Source organism: Flaviaestuariibacter amylovorans (assembly GCF_039541815.1).
GTDB classification, from domain to species: Bacteria; Bacteroidota; Bacteroidia; order Chitinophagales; family Chitinophagaceae; genus Flavisolibacter; species Flavisolibacter amylovorans.
Genome location: NZ_BAABGY010000011.1, coordinates 161,812 through 180,554 on the forward strand (window position 1 = coordinate 161,812; position 18,743 = coordinate 180,554).

General features: G+C 60.9%; 15 protein-coding genes. 6 read left to right on the forward strand and 9 right to left on the reverse strand.

What is annotated here, in order from left to right; genetic code table 11:
• Window positions 1-141: 141 nt before the first annotated feature.
• The 5 genes from ABD937_RS17575 to ABD937_RS17595 all read left to right on the forward strand — a co-directional run bounded on the left by ABD937_RS17575 (window position 142) and on the right by ABD937_RS17595 (window position 4,873).
• On the forward strand, window positions 142-516 hold the full coding sequence (locus tag ABD937_RS17575; protein ID WP_345257129.1) for a hypothetical protein: 375 nt from the start codon (window positions 142-144) through the stop codon (window positions 514-516).
• A gap of 221 nt (window positions 517-737) precedes the next feature.
• Complete coding sequence (locus tag ABD937_RS17580; protein ID WP_345257130.1) at window positions 738-1,613, forward strand: hypothetical protein; 876 nt, start codon at window positions 738-740, stop codon at window positions 1,611-1,613.
• Window positions 1,614-1,649: 36 nt separating this feature from the next.
• The gene (locus ABD937_RS17585) at window positions 1,650-2,711 is read left to right on the forward strand and encodes a WD40 repeat domain-containing protein (RefSeq protein ID WP_345257131.1); all 1,062 of its coding nucleotides are present in this window, start codon (window positions 1,650-1,652) and stop codon (window positions 2,709-2,711) included.
• A 226-nt stretch (window positions 2,712-2,937) separates the two neighbouring features.
• The gene (gcvT, locus tag ABD937_RS17590; RefSeq protein WP_345257133.1) at window positions 2,938-4,044 is read left to right on the forward strand and encodes a glycine cleavage system aminomethyltransferase GcvT; all 1,107 of its coding nucleotides are present in this window, start codon (window positions 2,938-2,940) and stop codon (window positions 4,042-4,044) included.
• 94 nt (window positions 4,045-4,138) lie between these two features.
• Window positions 4,139-4,873 (forward strand): 2-phosphosulfolactate phosphatase, encoded by a 735-nt coding sequence (locus tag ABD937_RS17595; RefSeq protein ID WP_345257134.1) that lies wholly within the window; start codon window positions 4,139-4,141, stop codon window positions 4,871-4,873.
• Window positions 4,874-5,490: 617 nt separating this feature from the next.
• Here the strand turns inward: ABD937_RS17595 and ABD937_RS17600 are convergent.
• The 3 genes from ABD937_RS17600 to ABD937_RS17610 all read right to left on the reverse strand — a co-directional run bounded on the left by ABD937_RS17600 (window position 5,491) and on the right by ABD937_RS17610 (window position 7,140).
• A complete protein-coding gene (locus ABD937_RS17600) occupies window positions 5,491-6,066 on the reverse strand; it encodes a Spy/CpxP family protein refolding chaperone (RefSeq protein ID WP_345257135.1) in 576 nt (191 codons plus the stop codon).
• Between the two features lie 3 nt (window positions 6,067-6,069).
• Window positions 6,070-6,357, reverse strand: coding sequence for a hypothetical protein (locus ABD937_RS17605; RefSeq protein WP_345257136.1), 288 nt, complete (start codon window positions 6,355-6,357; stop codon window positions 6,070-6,072).
• Between the two features lie 207 nt (window positions 6,358-6,564).
• A complete protein-coding gene (locus ABD937_RS17610) occupies window positions 6,565-7,140 on the reverse strand; it encodes an RNA polymerase sigma factor (protein ID WP_345257137.1) in 576 nt (191 codons plus the stop codon).
• A gap of 608 nt (window positions 7,141-7,748) precedes the next feature.
• Here ABD937_RS17610 and ABD937_RS17615 point away from each other — a divergent pair.
• A complete protein-coding gene (locus tag ABD937_RS17615; RefSeq protein WP_345257138.1) occupies window positions 7,749-11,501 on the forward strand; it encodes a DEAD/DEAH box helicase in 3,753 nt (1,250 codons plus the stop codon).
• A 74-nt stretch (window positions 11,502-11,575) separates the two neighbouring features.
• On the opposite strand, the gene dcp is transcribed toward ABD937_RS17615, so the two are convergent.
• The 6 genes from dcp to ABD937_RS17645 all read right to left on the reverse strand — a co-directional run bounded on the left by dcp (window position 11,576) and on the right by ABD937_RS17645 (window position 18,366).
• Window positions 11,576-13,690, reverse strand: coding sequence for a peptidyl-dipeptidase Dcp (gene dcp, locus ABD937_RS17620; RefSeq protein WP_345257139.1), 2,115 nt, complete (start codon window positions 13,688-13,690; stop codon window positions 11,576-11,578).
• 49 nt (window positions 13,691-13,739) lie between these two features.
• Entirely contained in the window at window positions 13,740-14,498 is a 759-nt protein-coding gene (locus ABD937_RS17625) for a slipin family protein (protein WP_345257140.1), read from the reverse strand.
• A 430-nt stretch (window positions 14,499-14,928) separates the two neighbouring features.
• Window positions 14,929-15,858 (reverse strand): hypothetical protein, encoded by a 930-nt coding sequence (locus ABD937_RS17630; RefSeq protein ID WP_345257141.1) that lies wholly within the window; start codon window positions 15,856-15,858, stop codon window positions 14,929-14,931.
• A gap of 126 nt (window positions 15,859-15,984) precedes the next feature.
• Window positions 15,985-16,656, reverse strand: coding sequence for a PRC-barrel domain-containing protein (locus ABD937_RS17635; RefSeq protein ID WP_345257142.1), 672 nt, complete (start codon window positions 16,654-16,656; stop codon window positions 15,985-15,987).
• A 29-nt stretch (window positions 16,657-16,685) separates the two neighbouring features.
• On the reverse strand, window positions 16,686-16,874 hold the full coding sequence (locus tag ABD937_RS17640; protein WP_345257143.1) for a hypothetical protein: 189 nt from the start codon (window positions 16,872-16,874) through the stop codon (window positions 16,686-16,688).
• A 256-nt stretch (window positions 16,875-17,130) separates the two neighbouring features.
• Window positions 17,131-18,366, reverse strand: coding sequence for a S41 family peptidase (locus ABD937_RS17645; protein WP_345257144.1), 1,236 nt, complete (start codon window positions 18,364-18,366; stop codon window positions 17,131-17,133).
• Between the last annotated feature and the right edge of the window lie 377 nt (window positions 18,367-18,743).

Consider the following 18,743-nt stretch of genomic DNA (forward strand, 5'->3'; position numbering starts at 1 on the left):
TTGTGAAGGATATGGTCGCCCATGGAAGTATCCCTTTAGCATTACATGATTCGAAGAGCTTCCTCACGGGAACGCAGCTACCACAGAAACGACCCCTTACCAATAAACCAATAGACCATTAAACCAATAAACTACCTCCTCATGAAAAAGCAGGTATTCCTACTTCTGAGCGCGCTCTTCTTCCTGGCCTCGTGCAGCACCTGGCAGGAGCGGCCGGCGGATCCGCAGGACATCGCGCGGCTCAACGAGGCGCTCGACCGGGCCCGCTCCGAAGGCGCCGCCTGGACAACGTCGCCCGCCCGGATCGCCCGGCACCTGTTTCCGCCGGTAGCCCATTCCGGCTCGCGCTCCTACAGCATCAACGAGCGGGGGCGCTCGGGCCGCAAGCGCCGCGTCACCGTAGTGGAAGAAGGCCGTATCGGCAGCGGCCTGCGTGGCCTGCGCCACCGCATCCGCCTCCGCTCCGACGACGACGGCTGGCACATCGTCAGCTACGACTTCTCGGAAAAGCGCTGATCGCTTTGCTGCGGGAGCACAACGTCGGCAGACGACGCGCCACGTAACACGACTGTCCGTAATCAACAAACCAATGTTGTTCGTAGTCTCCGACTGCAAATCCAACAACCGTTGTTCGTAGTCTCCGACTGCAAATCCAACAACCGTTGTTCGTAGTCTGTGACTACGAACCTAAACCAACGTTGTCCGTAGTCTCCGACTACGGACCAAAACCAAACATCATGAAAAAGTTCCTCCGCATTGCCGGCTATACTGCCGGTACAGCCCTCCTCTTGCTTGCGCTCGTCTTCTTCGTGGCCTGGCGCTCGCCCAAATACTACCGCACCAGCGGCACGCACGGCGCCTATCCCATCGTGGCCTTCAAAGACTACAGCGGCGAGCACCCGCGGCCCTATGTGATCGGCACGCCGGCAGTGACCGTATTCGGCGCCGCCCACACCCGCGATCCGAAAGACAGCCAGCTCCTCCTCATCGACGCCCGCTGGAAGGCGCTCCGCCCCACCGTGGCCCTCGTGGAAGGCCGCCTCGGCTTCCTCCTGCCCGGCATCATGGATCCCGTCAGGAACCTCGGCGAAGGCGGTCATGTAAAAGCCCTCGCATCGGCCGACGGCATCCCGGTATACAACTGGGACCTCGACAAGGAAACGCTTGCGCAGGGCCTCTCGAAGCGGTTCCCGCCGGCACAGGTGGCGCTGGCACAGGTGCTGAACCCATACTTCGGGCAGCTGCGCTTCGGCAAGCCTTCCGACCCGGCGGCCTTTCTCGCGCCCTTCTTCGAGCGGGCCCGGTATGTGGGCATGCAGGACTCGCTGAAGACCATTGCTGATATCGACCGCCTCTGGCAGCGCTACTTTTCCGGCACCGACTGGCGCAACGTTTCCGACGAGCACGCGCTGCCCGGCTACCTCGCCGAAATGATGGCCGCCGGCAACGACCTGCGCAACCAGCAGCTCGTGGCCGCGGTGAAGGAGCTGACGGCAAAAGGCGAGCGGGTGTTCGTACTCTGCGGCTCCAGCCATGCCTTCTGCGTAGCGCCTTCCTTCAGCCCCACCACCGCCCTGCTGCCCACGGCTGCCCGCGACCTGGCAGACCGCTGAGCGCACCGTAATGCTACCCGTTAAAAAACAAACCCCATGACCTTCCGGCCCTTTACGCGCCCCCGCCGACTCCTGCTGCTCGGCGCGCTCCTGACCCTGATCTATTGTACCTGCTACCACCTTTGGTACCATCCGCCCGAAGCCGGTCCTGGCCCATTTCGCCTGGCGCAGTCGCTGAAAGGCCACCGGTCGGTGATCTGGACGGCCCGCTTCCTCCCCGGCGACTCGCTCGTGCTCAGTGCGGGTGCCGATTCGACGCTGTCGCTCTGGCGCCGCTCCGGCGGGCCCGCACTCCGCAGCTGGAAGGGGCCGTCGGGCATCACCTACCTGGCGCTGAGTCGCGACGGCCGCTATGCTGCGACGGCCGGGTACGACGCCCGCGTCAGGATCTGGAGCCTCCCTGACGGTGCCTTGCTGCATACGCTCGAAGGCCCGGCCCGCACTACCTGGACGGTGCACTTCAGTCCCGACGCGTCGGTGGTGGCGGCCGGCAGCGAGGAAGGGCATGTGTTTCTGTGGAACCGCGCCAGCGGCCAGCTGCTGCAGCGCCTGAAGGGGCACCAGCGCAATGTGTGGGACCTGGCTTTCTCACCCGATGGGGGCACACTCGTATCGGGCTCTTTCGACCGGACCATCAACGTATGGAACGCCCGCAGCGGCGCCCTCCTGCGCACCCTTACCGATCACGACGAAACGGTGGTGGCGCTCGACTGGAGCCGGGACGGGACGCTGATGGCCAGTACCTCCGACGATTGCACGGTGAAGCTCTGGAACACCCGCACCTGGACCGTGCTGCGGAGCCTCTCCACACCAGAGCACCAGCAGGGCGTGCACTTCCGTGCCGACGGGCGGCAGCTCATCACGAGCGGGCGCGACAAGACGCAGTTTGGTGAGCTGCTGCAAAACTTCATCGGCGACAGCCACTACAATAAAGGCATCTCCATGCGGCTCTGGGACGTGCCAACTGGCAAGCTGCTCCAAACCTTCCGCCACCACGCCAACGACGTCAACGACGTGCAGTTCAGCTCCGACGGGCGCGCTATCGTGGCCGCGGGCGCCGACGGGGAGGTCTCTGTTTGGGAAGAGTACAGGTTGTAGGGGTTTTGGAGGTTTTAAGGGTTTTGGAGGTTGCGCGATGCGTGTCAAAAAGAAGTGTACCGGCAGTAACCATCAACCAAGCCAACCTCCTGTGCCGAGAATGAATGCAAAAGAGATCGGTGTAATAAGGAAAGCCCGTCTTTAGGTGACCTTTACCAATAAACTAATAGACCAATAAACAGCCGCGCAGCGGCTTTCCTTACTTTTGCTCCCTTAATTGACTTGCATGAAGCAAACGCCGTTCACCCAGAAACACATTGAAGCCGGGGCCAAGATGGCCGAATTCGCCGGGTACAACATGCCGATCTCCTATTCGGGCATCAACGAAGAGCACGCCACCGTGCGGCGCAACGCGGGCGTATTCGACGTCAGCCACATGGGCGAATTCATCCTCAAGGGTGAAGGAGCGCTCGACCTCATCCAGCGCGTGACCTCCAACGACGCCTCCAAGCTCACCGTGGGCAAGGCGCAATACAGCTGCCTGCCCAACGAGCAGGGCGGCATTGTAGACGACCTGCTGGTGTACTGCATCGAGGAGAACAAGGTGTACATGCTCGTGGTGAATGCCTCCAACATCGAGAAAGACTGGAACTGGATCCAGAAGCATAACACCCCCCTCCCGGGGGGGCAAGGGGGGGTGGTCGAAATGCACAACATCTCCGAGGAGACCTGCCTGCTCGCCGTACAGGGCCCCAACGCCACCAAGATCCTGCAGACCCTCACCGACATGGACATCCTCAACCTCAAATACTACACCTTCGTGAAAGGCCGCTTCGCCGGCGTCGACAACGTGCTGGTGAGCGCAACGGGTTACACCGGTGCGGGCGGAGTGGAGATCTATTTCGAAGACAAGGACGGCAATGCCGAGACCATCTGGAACGCCATCTTCGAAGCCGGAGCCCCGCAGGGACTGAAGCCGATCGGCCTCGCCGCCCGCGATACGCTGCGCCTCGAGATGGGCTTCGCGCTTTATGGCAACGACATCGACGACACTACGTCGCCGCTCGAGGCCGGCCTCGGCTGGATCACCAAGTTCACGAAGGACTTTACCGCCAAAGAAATCCTCCAGAAGCAAAAAGAGCAGGGCATCACGCGCAAGCTCGTGGGCTTCGAGATGGTCGACAAGGGCATTCCGCGTCACCACTATCCCATCGTGAACGAAGCGGGCGAGGAGATCGGCTACGTCACCTCCGGCACGCAGAGCCCCTCGCTCGGCAAGGCCATCGGCATGGGCTATGTGCGTAAGGACCTGTCGGAGATCGACTCCGAGATCTACGTCAAGGTGCGCGACAAGCAGCTCAAGGCCAAAGTGGTGAAGATTCCGTTTGCTTAATGGGATAATGGGGTGATGGGGTAATGGGATAATTGAATCCATGGCCTCATTACCCCATTAGCATATTACCCCATTACCCCATTCAAAAATGACAATGACCAACAATAAGCCCAGTTTATATACCTGTCTCTCGCCCGCGCTGCTGCACCTCTACGACGTGCGCGACTGCATCGTGGTGGTGATCGATGTGCTGCGCGCCACGAGCACCATGGCCACAGCCCTGTACAACGGCGCCAAGGAAATCATCCCCGTAGATTCGGTGGAGCGCTGCATCCAGCTGGGTAAGGACCTCCAGTGCATCACCGCCGGCGAGCGCGACGGCATGGTGGCGCCGGGACTGCAGTACGGCAACTCCTCCTTCGAATATCCCCGCGAGTTCATCGGCGGCAAGACGCTGGTGCTCACCACTACCAACGGCACCAAGCTGCTCCACATGGCCCTCGCAAAGGGTGCCACGGAGATCATCACCGGCGCCTTCCTCAACCTCTCCGCCGTGTGCGACCACCTCGCCGCGCAGAAGAAGAACGTGATCCTCGGCTGCGCCGCCTGGAAAGACAAGCCCAATATCGAAGACACGCTCTTCGCCGGCGCCGTCGTATCCCGCATCAAGGAGCACTTCACCGTCAACTGCGATGCCTCGCATATGGCCGAGTGCCTGTATGGCCTCGCCAAGGACGACATGTACGCCTTCATGAAAAAGAACGACGCCTCGCACTACCACCGCCTCACCGGCTTCGGCCTCGAGAAGGACATCCGCCACTGCCTCACGCCCGACCTCGCCAATGTGCTGCCGCAGTACCAGGACGGAAAGCTCACAATAGCCCCCTGACCCCCTGCCCCTGTCCCCCGGAGGGGGAACATAGGCCGGTCTTTCCTTCTGGTTTTAGACTTTTCTCGAAGCACTTTTATACGAAAGCCCCGACACTGTCGGGGCTTTCTACGTTAAGAGCGTAGAAGGGATGCGGGAAGAAGGGGAGTACTTGAGTAACAGAGTACATGAGTACTTGAGCAAATAAGGGATAGGAAAGGAGACCTCCCTCTTCTCATGTATTCATTGATCGGGTACTTATGCACTCAAACATCGACCCCAAGTGCTTTAGGAAAGCCTCCCTTCGGAGAAGAACGTAGCACTTTAAGTTCCCCCTACGGGGGACAGGGGGCTGGGACCGCACGCACAAAAAGGCCCTGCACGAAAGCAGGGCCCGTTTCAACCTGTAAAACGAGTACTGGTATCCTTACGGCGCTGCAGTGCAAGGCCGGCGAGGGTAGCTGTTTTCTTGGACGCTGAGGCGGTGGTGTTCCTGCGGGCGCGCTTTTTATTTTTTCGGGAAGCTGCTCAAGGAAATCAAAATTCAACAGTTAAAAAGGCTGACGCCGGCACCCGTAGCTACCAACGCCGCCCCTGTCGTCGTATCCGTTTTTGACTTTTGACTTCGCATATCGTGATCATCGCTCATCAGGAGGCGGAGGTCCATCCATAGGGCCATCCGGAGGGCCGTCGCCGGGCGGTGGTCCGAACGGGCGGTCTTCACCGCCGGGTCCTGGGCCGCGGCGCGGGCCGGGGCGGCCGAGCTGGCGGATCACGTTGCCGATGATGCGGTCGAAGCGTTCTTTCTGCTCGTGGGTGCACAAGGCCCGTACCTGCCGGAAGTGCTGGTAGGTGATGCGGTCCATCTGCGCCTGTAGGGTGCCGATGGCCGTGGCCAGGGAGTCGGGGAGCGGCGCCTCCTCGCGGAGGCCGGCATAGAAGCGGTCCTTCAGGTCACGCATCTGCGCGCGGTAGCCCTGCATGGCGCTGAAGTGCTCGTTGCGCAGGGCCGTGAAGCGCTGTGCCTGCACGGAGTCGAAGTTGAGGTCGCGGATGAGCAGGGCGGGACCGGGGCGCACGGTGTCGGCCGCTCCGGCGAGGGCGGGCGGCCGGGCGGCGCTCCGCTGCAGCCAGAAGGTAGCCACGAGGCCGATATTGAGCAGCACCAGCGCGGTGATGCCGATCGTTACCCAGGTATGACGCTTGGTAGTCATGGATCAATAGGTGTCGGGAAGGGTGATGGAATAATCGGCGGCGATGGCCTGCGCGTGCGCGGCGGCCACCGGGTCTTCGGCAGCGCCCGCCGAGCGCAGCGTGAGCACGTTGAGCACCGCTACGATGGCGAGCGCGAGCGCGAGCCGGCCGGCGAGGCGCACCGGGAGGGCGGCCGGCGCCTGCAGGCGGTTCCGGATCTTGCTGTACAGGTAAGGCGGCGCCTCCGCGCGCGCCGCGCCATCGAGGCTCGCCAGGATGGCGTCTATTTTTTGATCGCGTTCTTCAGACATGGTCGTTCATTTTGGTCAATGGTCAATGGTGAATGGTCAATGGTGAATGGTCAATGCGTTCACCGGTGCTTTTCTTACTCCTGATGTCTCATGGGTTCCCTGCTTCCCACGGCTAAAGCCGTGGGCTGGTACGGATCGAATACCCATGGCTAAAGCCATGGGCTGGTTGGGACCAACCCTTAAAACCTCCAAAACCTCCCAACCCTTTCAAAACCTTCTCTCTATTTGTTTCCTCAAATTCTGCTTCGCCCGGTGCAGCAGCGATTCCACTGCCGACACCGTGGTGCCCAGCACCGCCGCGATCTCGGCCTGCCCCAGTCCTTCGAGCTTCTGCAGCACGAAGGCCGCCCGCTGCTGCTCGGGCAGGGCCCGGATGGCGCGGAACAGGAGGGCGCTGTGCTCCCGCTGCTCGGCGGCCACCCCGGGGTGGTGGAAATCCGGCGCATCGGGGTCTTCGGCGTGCCGGCTGAACAGCGAAACCAGGAAGCCGCCCCGCTTCTGCCGTCCCTGCTGCCGCAGGTGATCGAGTGCCGCGGTGACGGCGATGCGGTAGATCCAGGTAAAGAGCTGCGCAGCCTCGTTGAAGCTTCCGATGCCCTGCCACACCTTAATGAACACCTCCTGCGTCAGGTCTTCCGCATCTTCCGCGCGCTGCACCAGGCCCAGCACCGTATTGTAGATGCGGTCCTGGTACAGCGCCACGAGCTCCCGGAAGGCAGCTTCCTCCCGGGCGCGCAGGCGCCTGATCAGCAGGGGGTCGGTCAACAGGTCGGTTTGAAGCATTAGATGCCGTTGCGCCGCCATTCCTGCGGTGCTGTGCCAAAATAGCATAAATGGGGCGGGGAATGGTGAATGGTCAATGGTGAATGCGTTAGCGGGTTTGGGTGTCGCCAGCGGAATAATCCCTTTCGCCAACGACGCATGCATCCCGGAGGGATGCATCGCCGCCGGATTACCTGTTCCGCCAGCAGCGAAGCCGTTGGTGCAGACGCCGGGATGCATTTGTACCTTACTTATGGTGCCCGCCGGGAAGGAGGCAAGCGCAGAAAAGGCTGTGCAGGAGACAAACACCCTTATGCGGCATTCGTTGCGCCGCCGCGCCGCTGCGTGAACAGGCCGCTTGCGGCCGTCATCGTTGCGCCACTGCGGCAACGGGCGGCTCCGGATTTAACGGCAAAATATCCTTGAAGCTCAGGTAATCCGGTACTTTTTCCTTTACTTTTGCCAATTGGCCTTTCCGGGATCCGCAAAGCGGAAACCGGCAGCGAGGCGGTTCCGAAAGACTGGATTCACCTATGAAGATCAACCTGGCGGAATGTCGCATCCCTGACCCACAACCCTTTGTTCCGGAAGGCCCGGCAGCTACCTCCTAACCAAAATCTCGAAATCGCTTGGCATTACCGCATTTACTCAAATACATATATACGCAGGGCAGTGAGGAAGTGATCCGGCGCGGGAAGAAGATCCATGCGGTGGGCTACGTAGACCTGGTGGAGCACGACGAACTCTTCGGATCGGCCACCTTCCGCGTCCGGGACGACAACTACGCCACCAACTACAAGGTGTACGTCAACCAATACAAGGACCCCAAGGCCCTCTCCATCCGCTGCACCTGCCCCTACAACCTCGGCGAGATCTGCCGCCACGAGGCCGCCGCCTTGCTGCGCCTGCAGGAGATGCTCGACAAAGGCCTCCTCCTCAACGGCGAGCGCGCCTACGACCAGAACCACACGGTGGCCAAGATGAAGTCCATCGAGATCAAGACCCTGCGCCTGCTCTCGTCGCCCGAGCTCTACCTCGAGGCCGAGGAATACCTCAAGACGCAGAAGCCCGTCATCGAAAGCGCGGTCGACGAGCTGGTGAAAGCCACCGTGACCATCGAGGGCGAGCCCTACCGTGTGCTGCTGCGCCGCAACGAAGAGCGCACCTTCGACACGAGCTCCGACTACGTCGACACCGACCACCCGCTCTGCCTGCCCAAGATCATCGTGTTCCTGCACCTGCACGAAAAATACGGCGCCCACTACTTCGATACCATCCGCAACTGGGACAAGGAAAAGAACAAGCTCCTCGAGCTCTATGGCTATTCCCTCTCCGACGACCTCGAGGGCAAGTTCGAATTCACCTACAAGGAAGGCAAGCCCTACCTCCGCGTGCTCGACTCCTCGATCAAGCGCGTGGCCGCACCCGTGGCCGCCGCGCCGCGCCGCATGGAGCCCGTGGTGGCCGAGCCCGAAGGGGCGGCCGAGGCGCCGAAGCCCGACCAGAAAGAGCGCACCGTCGGCATCGTGTTCAACTGCAACAAGCCTGCCTTCCCGTATTTCTACATCGACCTCGTGGAAGGCGAAGCCACGGCCGAAGCCGGCTTTATCGGCACCGTGCAGAAGCTGGAGCTCGCCCGCTACATCGAGCTCGAGCCCTTCAGCGAAACCGACAAGGCGCTCATCACCGTGGCCCGCAAGCTGCAGGAGGCCGAGCTCAACAAATACCTCAACCGCAACTCGCCCTTCTCCGGCTTCTGGGAGAACATCGTACAGACCGAAGGCGAGGAGCTGCCCGAAGAAACGAAGGCACTCGTGGCCGAATACCTCCTGCCGCGCCTGCGCAAGCTGGCCCAGGACTTCGCCACCTCGCCCGTATATATACTGCCCAAGGGCAAGACCTTCAAGACCGCCCACCTGGAGAAGGCGTCGTTCAACGCGGCACCGCTGCTGCCCTATTTCTCCGTGGCGCCCAACGCCAAGGGCTACGAGATCGACTGCTACCTGAAGCCCGAGTCGGTGGCCTGGGGCCTTACCGACAACGAAGCGCCCACGCATCTCTTCTTCCTGTACAACGGTGAGCTCTATTTCTGGCAGCACACCGAGGCCGCCAACGTGGTCACGCCCTTCCTCCCTTCGGGCACCATGCAGGTGGATGCCGAAACCTGGCCCGTGACGCTCGAGAAGATCGTGCTGCCGCTGGCGAAGGATTACAAGGTCGACTTCGACCCGCGCCTCGTGCAGCAGGTGAAGGACGGCGAGCCCGACGTAAAGCTGTATCTCCAGGAGAAAGGCGACTACCTCGTGTTCTCGCCCGTGTTCAGCTATAAAGGCTTCGACACGCGCGCCAACGACCGCGAAGAGCTCGTGATCCCGCTGGGCGACAAGGTGGTGGTGGTGCACCGCAACCAGGAGGCGGAGCGCCGCGCCATCGAGAAGGTACGGGCGCTGCATTCGAACTTCATCGATTACGACGACGGCGCCGCCCTCGCCCTCAAAGGCGCGGAGGTGCTCAAGAACAACTGGTTCTTCCTCTTCGTGGATGCGATGCAGGAGGCGAAGATCCCCGTGTTCGGATTCGAGCAGCTCAAGAACTTCCGCTTCAACACGGCGAAGCCGACGACGCATATCTACATCTCCTCCAACACCGACTGGTTCGATGCCAAGGTCGACATCCTCTTCGGCGACCAGCGCGTGTCGGTGGCCGAGGTGAAGCGCGCGCTCGCCAACAAGCAGCAGTTTGTGCAACTCAACGACGGCACGCTCGGCATCCTACCGGAGGAGTGGCTGAAGAAATACGCCCTGCTGTTCCGCGTGGGCGAAGGCAAGGCCAACAGCCTGAAGCTCTCGCGCTACCACCTCTCGGTGATCGACGAGCTGTACGACAACCGCAACGAGGAGGAGCTGACCATCCAGCTCGAAGAAAAGTACGAGCGCATCCGCGAGCTGCACCAGATCAGGGAAGTGGAGCCGCCGGCGCACCTGCAGCCCATCCTGCGCCCCTACCAGGCCGCGGGCTTCCAGTGGCTCAACTACCTCCACGAGATCGGCTGGGGCGGCATCCTCGCCGACGATATGGGTCTTGGTAAAACGGTGCAGGCGCTTTCCTTCCTGCAGCACTACCACGACCAGCACCCCGACATGCACGCCCTCGTGGTGTGTCCCACCACGCTGATCTACAACTGGGAGAACGAGATCAAAAAGTTCACGCCCTCGCTTACGTATCACATCCACCACGGCCCGCAGCGCGTGAAGGACCCCGCCACGCTGAAGCAGTTCAACGTCATCATCACCACCTACGGCACGCTGCGCTCCGACATCAAGACCTTCCTGGAGCTCGGGCTCGACTACGCCGTGCTCGACGAATCGCAGGCGATCAAGAACCCACAGAGCAAGGTGGCGAAGGCCGCGGCGCTGCTGCCCGCGAAGAACCGCCTCTGCATGAGCGGTACGCCGCTGCAGAACAATACCTTCGACATCTTCGCGCAGATGAACTTCCTCAACCCCGGCATGCTGGGCACGATGGAGTTCTTCCGCCAGGAGTTCGCCATCCCGATCGACAAGTTCGGCGAGGCCGAGCAGAAGGAGCACCTCAAGAAGCTGCTTTATCCCTTCATCCTGCGCCGCACCAAGGAGCAGGTGGCCAAGGACCTGCCGGAGAAGACGGAGCAGGTACTGTTCTGCGAGATGGAAGACGAGCAGCGCAAGATCTACGACGCCTACCGCAACGAGTTCCGCGCGCGCATCCTCGGCACCATCGAGGAGCAGGGCATCCAGAAGTCGCAGTTCACGATCCTGCAGGGCCTCATGAAGCTGCGCCAGATCTGCGACTCGCCGGCTATTCTGAATGAGGACGAGAAGTTCGAGAACCACTCCATCAAGCTCGACGAGCTCGCGCGCGAGATCACCGAGAACATCGGCAACCACAAGGCGCTCGTGTTCTCGCAGTTCCTCGGCATGCTGGCCCTCATCCGCGAAAAGCTCGAAAGCCTCGGCATTCCCTATGTTTATTTCGACGGTAGTACTACGGCCCCCGACCGCGAGAAGGCCATCCAGAGCTTCCAGAAAGACGACTCCGTACGCGTGTTCCTCATCTCGCTCAAGGCGGGCGGTGTGGGCTTGAACCTGACCGCGGCCGACTACGTCTACATCGTGGATCCCTGGTGGAACCCCGCCGTGGAGCAGCAGGCCATCGACCGCACGCACCGCATCGGGCAAACGAAGAACATCTTCGCCTACCGCATGATCTGCAAGGACACCATCGAAGACAAGATCATGGAGCTGCAGGAGCGCAAGCGCATCCTCGCGAAAGAGCTCATCGCCGATGATGCTTCGTTCGTGAAGAGCCTGAGCAGGGAGGACGTGGAGTACCTGTTCAGTTAATCAACGCAAAGAAAAAAGTAATTAGTGCCTGCAAAGGCCCGCCATCGGCGGGCCTTTGCTATTGGCGGATTCTTCTATTTGATTCCCAGCAGGGCCTGCATCGGGCGGATATCCGGGTCTTTACCGCGGAAAGCGCGGTACATGGTTCCATAATCCTGGCTGTTGCCGCGCGAGAGTACCAGCTTGCGGAAACGGTCCCCGTTGGCGCGCGTGAGGCCGCCATGTTCTTCAAACCACACAAACGCATCTTCCGATAGCATTTTGGTCCATTGGTAGGCATAGTAGCCTGCTGCGTAACTACTGCCCCAGATGTGGAGGAAGTAGGAGGAGCGGTAGCGCGGCGGCACCTGGGGCAGGTCGAGGCCGGTGCTGTGCAGGGCCGCCTTTTCAAATGCATCAACATCGCTGACCTTTTGCCCGGGAGCGAGTTTGTGCCAGCTCATATCGAGCAGGGCCGCTTCGATGGCTTCGGTGAACACGTAGCCCTGATTAAAGGTGGCGGAGCGCTTGATCTTATCTACGATGGGCTGCGGGATGCGTTCTCCGGTCTTGTAGTGCCGCGCGTAATTTTTCAGTACGGCAGGGTCCAGCGCCCAGTGTTCGTTGAATTGGGACGGGAACTCAACAAAGTCGCGCGCGGTATTAGTGCCGGAGAGATCGATGTATTTCTGGCTGGCAAAGAGGCCGTGCAGGGCATGCCCGAATTCGTGAAACATGGTACGCACATCATCAAAGCTGATAAGCGCCGGTTGTCCGGGGGCGGGCTTGTCGAAGTTGCATACGTTGGTGATCACCGGCTTTGTTCCGAGCAGGGTGCTCTGGTCAACGAAATTGTTCATCCAGGCGCCGCCCGATTTATTATCGCGCTTGTAGTAATCGCCATAAAACAATGCCATCGGCTGCCCGTTGTGGTCAAACACCTCCCATACCCGCACGTCGGACTGGTACACCGGCAGGTCATGACGCTCCTTGAAGGTGATGCCGTAAAGCAGGTTGGCGGCATGAAACACGCCCTTTTCCAGCACTGTATTGAGTTCGAAATAGGGTTTTACTTCACTTTCGTCGAGGTCGTACTTTGCCTTCCGCACCTGCTCCGCGTACCGATCCCAATCCCAGGATGCCAACTGAAAGCCGCCCTTCTGCGCATTGATCTGCTGTTGGATCTCGGCCGCTTCCTGGAGCGATTTCTTTTTCAGCAGCGGTACAAGGCGTGCAAAGAAGGCATCAACAGCTTCTGGTGTCCGGGCCATCTGATCCTGCAGCTTCCAGGCAGCAAAGCTCGGGAAGCCAAGGAGCTTCGCTTTCTCCGCGCGGATCGCGGCAAGGCGCAGAACAACCGCGCGTGTATCGTTGGAGTCACCACGCTCGGCCCGGTTCCAGGAAGCGTCGAAGAGCGCCTTGCGCACCTCGCGTTTGGCAAGGTTGGGCAGGGCGGGCTGCTGCGTGGTGTTCTTCAGCGGAAGCAGCCATTTGCCATCGAAACCGCGCGCTTTGGCGTTGGCCGCATAGGTTGCCTTTTCGTTTTCGGAGAGGCCCGCCAGGTCTTCTTCGCGGCTCACAATGAAAGCGCCGTTTTTGACGGCATTGACCAGCAGGTTGGAGAAGCGGGCACCCAGGCTGGCTTCCTCTTTGTTCAATGCCTGGAAGCGCTCCCGGCCGGGGCCGGAAATGTTGGCGCCCGAAAGCACGAAGTTCTTATAGGTCACCTCCAGCAGGCGTTGTGATTCGGCGTCCAGCTTCAGAGTTTTTCGCTTGTCGTAAACGGCCTTTACGCGTGCAAACAATTTTGGGTTCAGCAGGATGGCATCGCGGTTTGCCGAGTATTTAGCAGCAAACGATTCCTGCAGTTTTTGCAGCGTGTCGTTCGTGTTGGCGGCAGCAACGGCGCCGAACACGTTGAGCACACGCGTAAGGAGCACTCCAGCTTTTTGAAGTGCCACCAATGTGTTTTCAAAAGTGGGTGGCGCCGGGTTTTCGGCAATGCGGGACACTTCAATAAGCCGCGTGCTCAGTCCGGCATCAAGCGCCGGTTCGAAATCAGTGTTGCGGATGCGGTCGAAGGGAGGTGCGCCATACGGAAGCGTGCTCGGCTGGGCAAAGGGGTTACCGGGCGGGAGCGAAGGCGCCTGCGCCGCAGCACTCTGTGCCAACGCCAGGGAAAGGCTTGCTGCGATCAGGTAATTTCTCATGCTGTTTGTTTTAGTCCATGCAACAAATTAGGTAAAGCGCCGCACATCTTTACGAATCCTTCCGGAGGCGCTGCCCGATGCTCTTCGCCATATTCGTAAAGTCGGATGGGATTAGCACTACCGTCGTTGTATTGTTGTCGATACCGATCTCGGAGAGCATCTGCATGCGGCGCAGCTCCAGCGAGAAGGGAGACTCCTCCATCTGCTTCGCGCCCTGCGTGAGCTTGATGGAGGCTTCGAGCTCGGCCTCGGCCTTGATCAGGCGGGCGCGCTTCTCGCGGATGGCCTCGGCCTCGCGCGCCATGGCGCGCTGCATGGCCTCCGGTATTTCTACGTCCTTCATCTCCACCATCTCGATCTGTATGCCCCAAGGCTCGGTGGCTGCATCCACGATGCGCTGCAGGGTGCTGTTGATCTTCTCGCGCTCCTTCAGCACTTCGTCGAGGAGGTGCTGGCCGATGATGTTGCGCAACGCGGTAACGGCGAACTGGTACACGGCCTGGTTGTAGTTGGCGACGAAAATGATGGCTTTCCTGGGATCGGTGACCCGGAACCAGAGTACGGCATTGACCTTGATCGTGACGGAGTCTTTGGTGATGGTCTCCTGCTGCTCCAGGTCCACGGTTTTGGTCCGGATGTCGATGGTTTGCTGCCGCTCGAGGAGCGGGATGATCCAGTAGATGCCCGGTCCCTTGGTGGCCTGGAAGCGCCCGAGGCGGAACACGATGGCACGCTGGTATTCCTGCGCGATGCGGATACCGGATAACAGGATGGCGGACAGGATCAGGAGAACAATGGTGATGTCCATGGCAAATTGATTTAGATGAATTGAAGACGGCTGTTGCGGGCGGTGGCTGGGGAGGCCACGGAAAAGATGCGGTAGCTTCTTTTTAGCGTAGGATGGGCCGTGCGCTGTGTGCTAAGGCAGGTGTAAAGGTAGGAATGTCCCCTGTTGCCGCTGCGGGTTGCCACCGATATTATGCCACCGGGTTGAAACACGTTACCATCGCCGGTTTGCCCGGGACGAGCCCCATAAAAAAAGCCCTGCGCTCCCGGCGGAGCTGAGGATGTTGCACCGTTTGCAGAATGTCGCCGGGTAACCCGGAATCAATTAGAGGATGCATGACCTGACCGCGTTGTCTTACTGCGTATCCGGAATAAAAAAGAGACGCAGTGATGCGTCTCTTTCAAATGGCTTTCGTGTGCCTCCGTGCCTTTGTGGTTTATAAGCCACCAGCTTAATTCGCTCTCCGGAAGCGGGCCCACGATACAGCGCTGCCCTGCGCCACGATGGTGCCGAGGTAGCCGACGCCGCCGTAGTTGTAGAAATCGTAGTAGGTGGCCGTGAATGTTTCGCCGTCGGTGAGTCCCAGCGCCTGCAGCAGCAGCGGCGAGGCGGGAGCGCCGTTAAGGAAGTAATTCTCGCGGATCGTGAGGTCGCGGCGGAGCACCAGGGCATTCAGGGGAGCCGCGTAGCCCGGCAGCGTAACCGTGCCCGTAGCAATGGCTTTCACCTTGCCGGTGTAGGTGGTTCGTTGTGCGGTAGGAGCATTGGTGAGGCCGGCACCCGGGGCATCGGCCTTGGCGTTCTCCGTGATGGTGGTATTGATGTTCACCGAGTCGTTGAGGCGTACCGGGAAGGGCGGCGTCATCGGCAGCGCGGGGGTATAGTTGGGCAGCTGAGCCTCGTATTCCAGCTCGCCGATGCCGGGGTAGGCGAGGATGAAGGCGGGCAGTGCGCGGGCCAGGTGCAGCCAGCCGGAGGCAGATACCTCCTGGTAGGTCAGCACCGTAATGGACTGGGTGTTGGCGCCGGTGCCGTACACGCGCTTTTCGCTGGAGTAAAAGGCGCCGGCCGGAAAGCCGCTGCCCACGGGCGGTACCGGGCTCAGTACGGTAGTATCGCGCAGGGTCGTCGGGAGCGTGCTGAAGTTCCAGGTCTGGCCGGTACCTGCCGCCGGAACGGTCAGTGCCGGATTGTTGACCCCGGAAACAGTAAAGTAGTATGTGGTCTTGCCTGCGGCCATATCGTGCTGCACATCGGTAGCGGAGAGGGCCGGGCCGCTGGGGTTGTTTCCCGGGTTGTTGCCAGGATCGTCGTCGGTGCTGCTTTTTTTACAGGCGAAGAGGAGGGAGCACAGGCCAAGGGCGAGGAGCGTACGTTTCATAATTGGTTGTTTTGGTGCCCACAAATTAACCCATTCGACGCACCCGGCAATGACGCGTTTTTACCGGCCGCACCTAAAAAGCCCCGGTCCATCGACCGGGGCTTCGGGGTATCTTTTCAAAGCTGCTTACAGCAAGCCTTTGCGGCGCAGCTCTTCTTCGTCGCGCAGGGCCTGCTCATGACGGCGGCGGATGCTCTCCGGGTCGTCGTCGGGGAGTTGCGCATAGGGCTGGTGGCTTGCGGGCACCTCCTCGGCGCTGTGCCGCGGCACCGGCTGCTGTTGCTGGTCGCCGGCGCGGGGCGGCTGGCCGCTGTTGCTGTTGTGCGAAGGCCGCTGCATGTAATGCTTGTCGTTGAAGTGGTCGTGCTCGTAAAACGTATTGCCAAGGTCGCTGTCGGCATCGTGGCTGCCCTGTGCGCTGAAGTTGCGCCCGAATACGTTGCTGATGTCGAGCTCGGAGCGCGCGCCGAGGTGGGCCTTGTCGTAGCGCGGCAGGGCGCGGAGCTGGTAGGGCGTTACGCCGTGGAGCACCACGCAGTCGTCGGCCGCATGCAGTTGCGCAAACCCGATCGGCACCATTACGGTACGCTTCTCGAGCTGCAGGATCTTATTGTCGCTGAGCGCCACCACCATGTAGCGTACGCGCTGGGCCGTGGTATCGATCACCAGCTCGTGCACTTTGCCCAGCTTGTGGCCGGAGCCGTCCACTACTTCCCAGCCCATGATGTTGGGCTGGCCTTTTGCCATCTCGAAATCGGAGCCCCGTAGTTCGACGAGGCGCTTTTTAGTACTTGCCATAACGTATATTTTTTATGCGAAGCCGCAGCTCATGGATTCGTGGTCGTACCTGTGGTGGTGGTAGTGGTGGTGGTCGTCGTATCGCCCACCGGCGCTGCGCTGGCCGCGCCCTGCTGGTTGCGCCACAAGAGGTAGCCGATAATGCCAAGGATGATGAGGGCCAGCAGGATCCAGGGGAGTGCCGACTTCTTTTTGCGTTGCACGAGCAGTTCTGCCATAGCTTCTTCTTTAAAGGATCACCAATTCGTTTACCCGCAAAGAAGTATAAATTCTATGCCAGAGGAGGAAGTGATGGCTTATGTAGGGGGAAGGCGTTGAAAGTCAAAAGTCAACATTCAAAAGCGCTTTCACGGCCCTTGTTTCCGGGGTGTGCCGCCAGCCGGCTTTTGGGCAAGCTAATCGACCGACCATCTCTGCGATTTTAGAGGGCACATTTACGCAAACGGCTTTTGAGGAGCAAGGGTTTGGAGCCGGCTATTTCTTCCTGAGCAGGAACTGTACTGCCTTTTCGATTGCGGCATCACGGCCGTTTTGCGGTGTTGGGATCGGGACGGGGCGAAAGCGCTCGCGCGGGGTGCCATCTACATGGTACAGGCGCTCGGCGGGAAAGCTGTAGCCGATACGCGAATGTGGGAGCTCGTAGGAGTAGATGCTGCCCAGGAGCCCGGCCATCGGCGAACCCAGCACGGTGGCGCGGCGCAGGCCGTCGAGGCCGATGGCAAGGCCCTCCCCCATACTGCCCGTCCACGGGCCAACGAGCACCGCTACCGGGGCCGTGTAGGTTTTTCCGCGCGGAGATACAAGCTCCACCCAGCTGCGCTTCACGCCCCAGCGGGCTTCCTCCGTGGGCCACTCGTGCTTCTGGTAAAAACCCTCCTTGAGGATGAGCCTCCCCATGATGGCGCGGGCCACGGTGGTATTGCCGCCGCTGGGCGTTTCGCGCAGGTCGAGCACGAGGCCGCGCGTATCCAGGAGCCCATTGAGCACCGAGTCGAAAGCCGGGATCAGGTCGTTGTTGCCCAGGCTGTTGGCGATGCGGATATAGCCGATGCCGGAAGGGAGGCGCCGTGCCTCGATGGGCCCGCTGTATCGGTAGGTGCCGATGTTGCCATGCGCATCGGGCTCCAGCTCCAGCTCTTTTCCATCGCGGCGCACGGTGAACCGGCGGGATACGTTGTGCGTGCCGGCGAGCAGCACCTGCAGGGCGTAGTCGGCAGCGGCGCTGTCGGGCCTGCCCAGGTGGCGGGGCAACAGGTGCTGCACTGCCCCGGGGAGCGGGCGCCCGTTCACGGCCACGAGTTCGTCGCCCGGGCGCAGCCCCGCTTTTTCGGCGCCGTAGCCGCGCCGTACCTCCAGTACAACCGCCCGGTTGCCGCGGAAGGCAGCATGCAGGTCGGCGCCCGTGGGCACGAGGCGGTACGAGTCGCCGGTGTTGGTGTTGAGCGCCGCGTGGTGGTCGTAGAGCTCGCGGAGGGCGCGCTCGAGGAAGAGCGTGAAGCCCCAGCGGTGCCGCACGGTGTCGAGCTCGTTGCGGAAGCACGTGCCCATCGCCTCCCAGTCGGTGGCCTTCCGGTCCCAGTAGGCATAGTGGTCGCGCACCGTTTTCCAGAAGGCGTCGAAGTCGGCAGCGACCTCCTGTTGCGTCAGCGGCTGTGCGTGCCCGCATAGCGCGGCGAGCAGCAGGAGTGGTAAAAGGCGTATGCGCTTCATGGGGGCTTGTAGGTTAAAGCTAAGCGTTGTTTGATGGTTGCAGTTCACTTGCTCGACAAAGTAGTCGGCCGCAGGCGGCCTTGTGGACGCGGCGGCGCAACGACGCGACGGTGAAATGCGATCTGGAATTTTCAATATTGAAGTTTCGCTGCGCCGCCACACGCCGCGCCGCCGCGTGAAAACGGGCCGCCTGCGGCCCTGTTGTCCCCGGATACGTCAAACGATCATCTATAAGAGCAACAGGCGACAGGCGGCAAAAAAAACCTCCGCGCAAAAGCGCAGAGGGACTTGCCTATGAGAAAATATCGGGAGCATACGCCGCAGCCCTGCAAAGCACTTCTGCTAACAGCGCTCCGGGGTAGCGGCGTACCCGTATT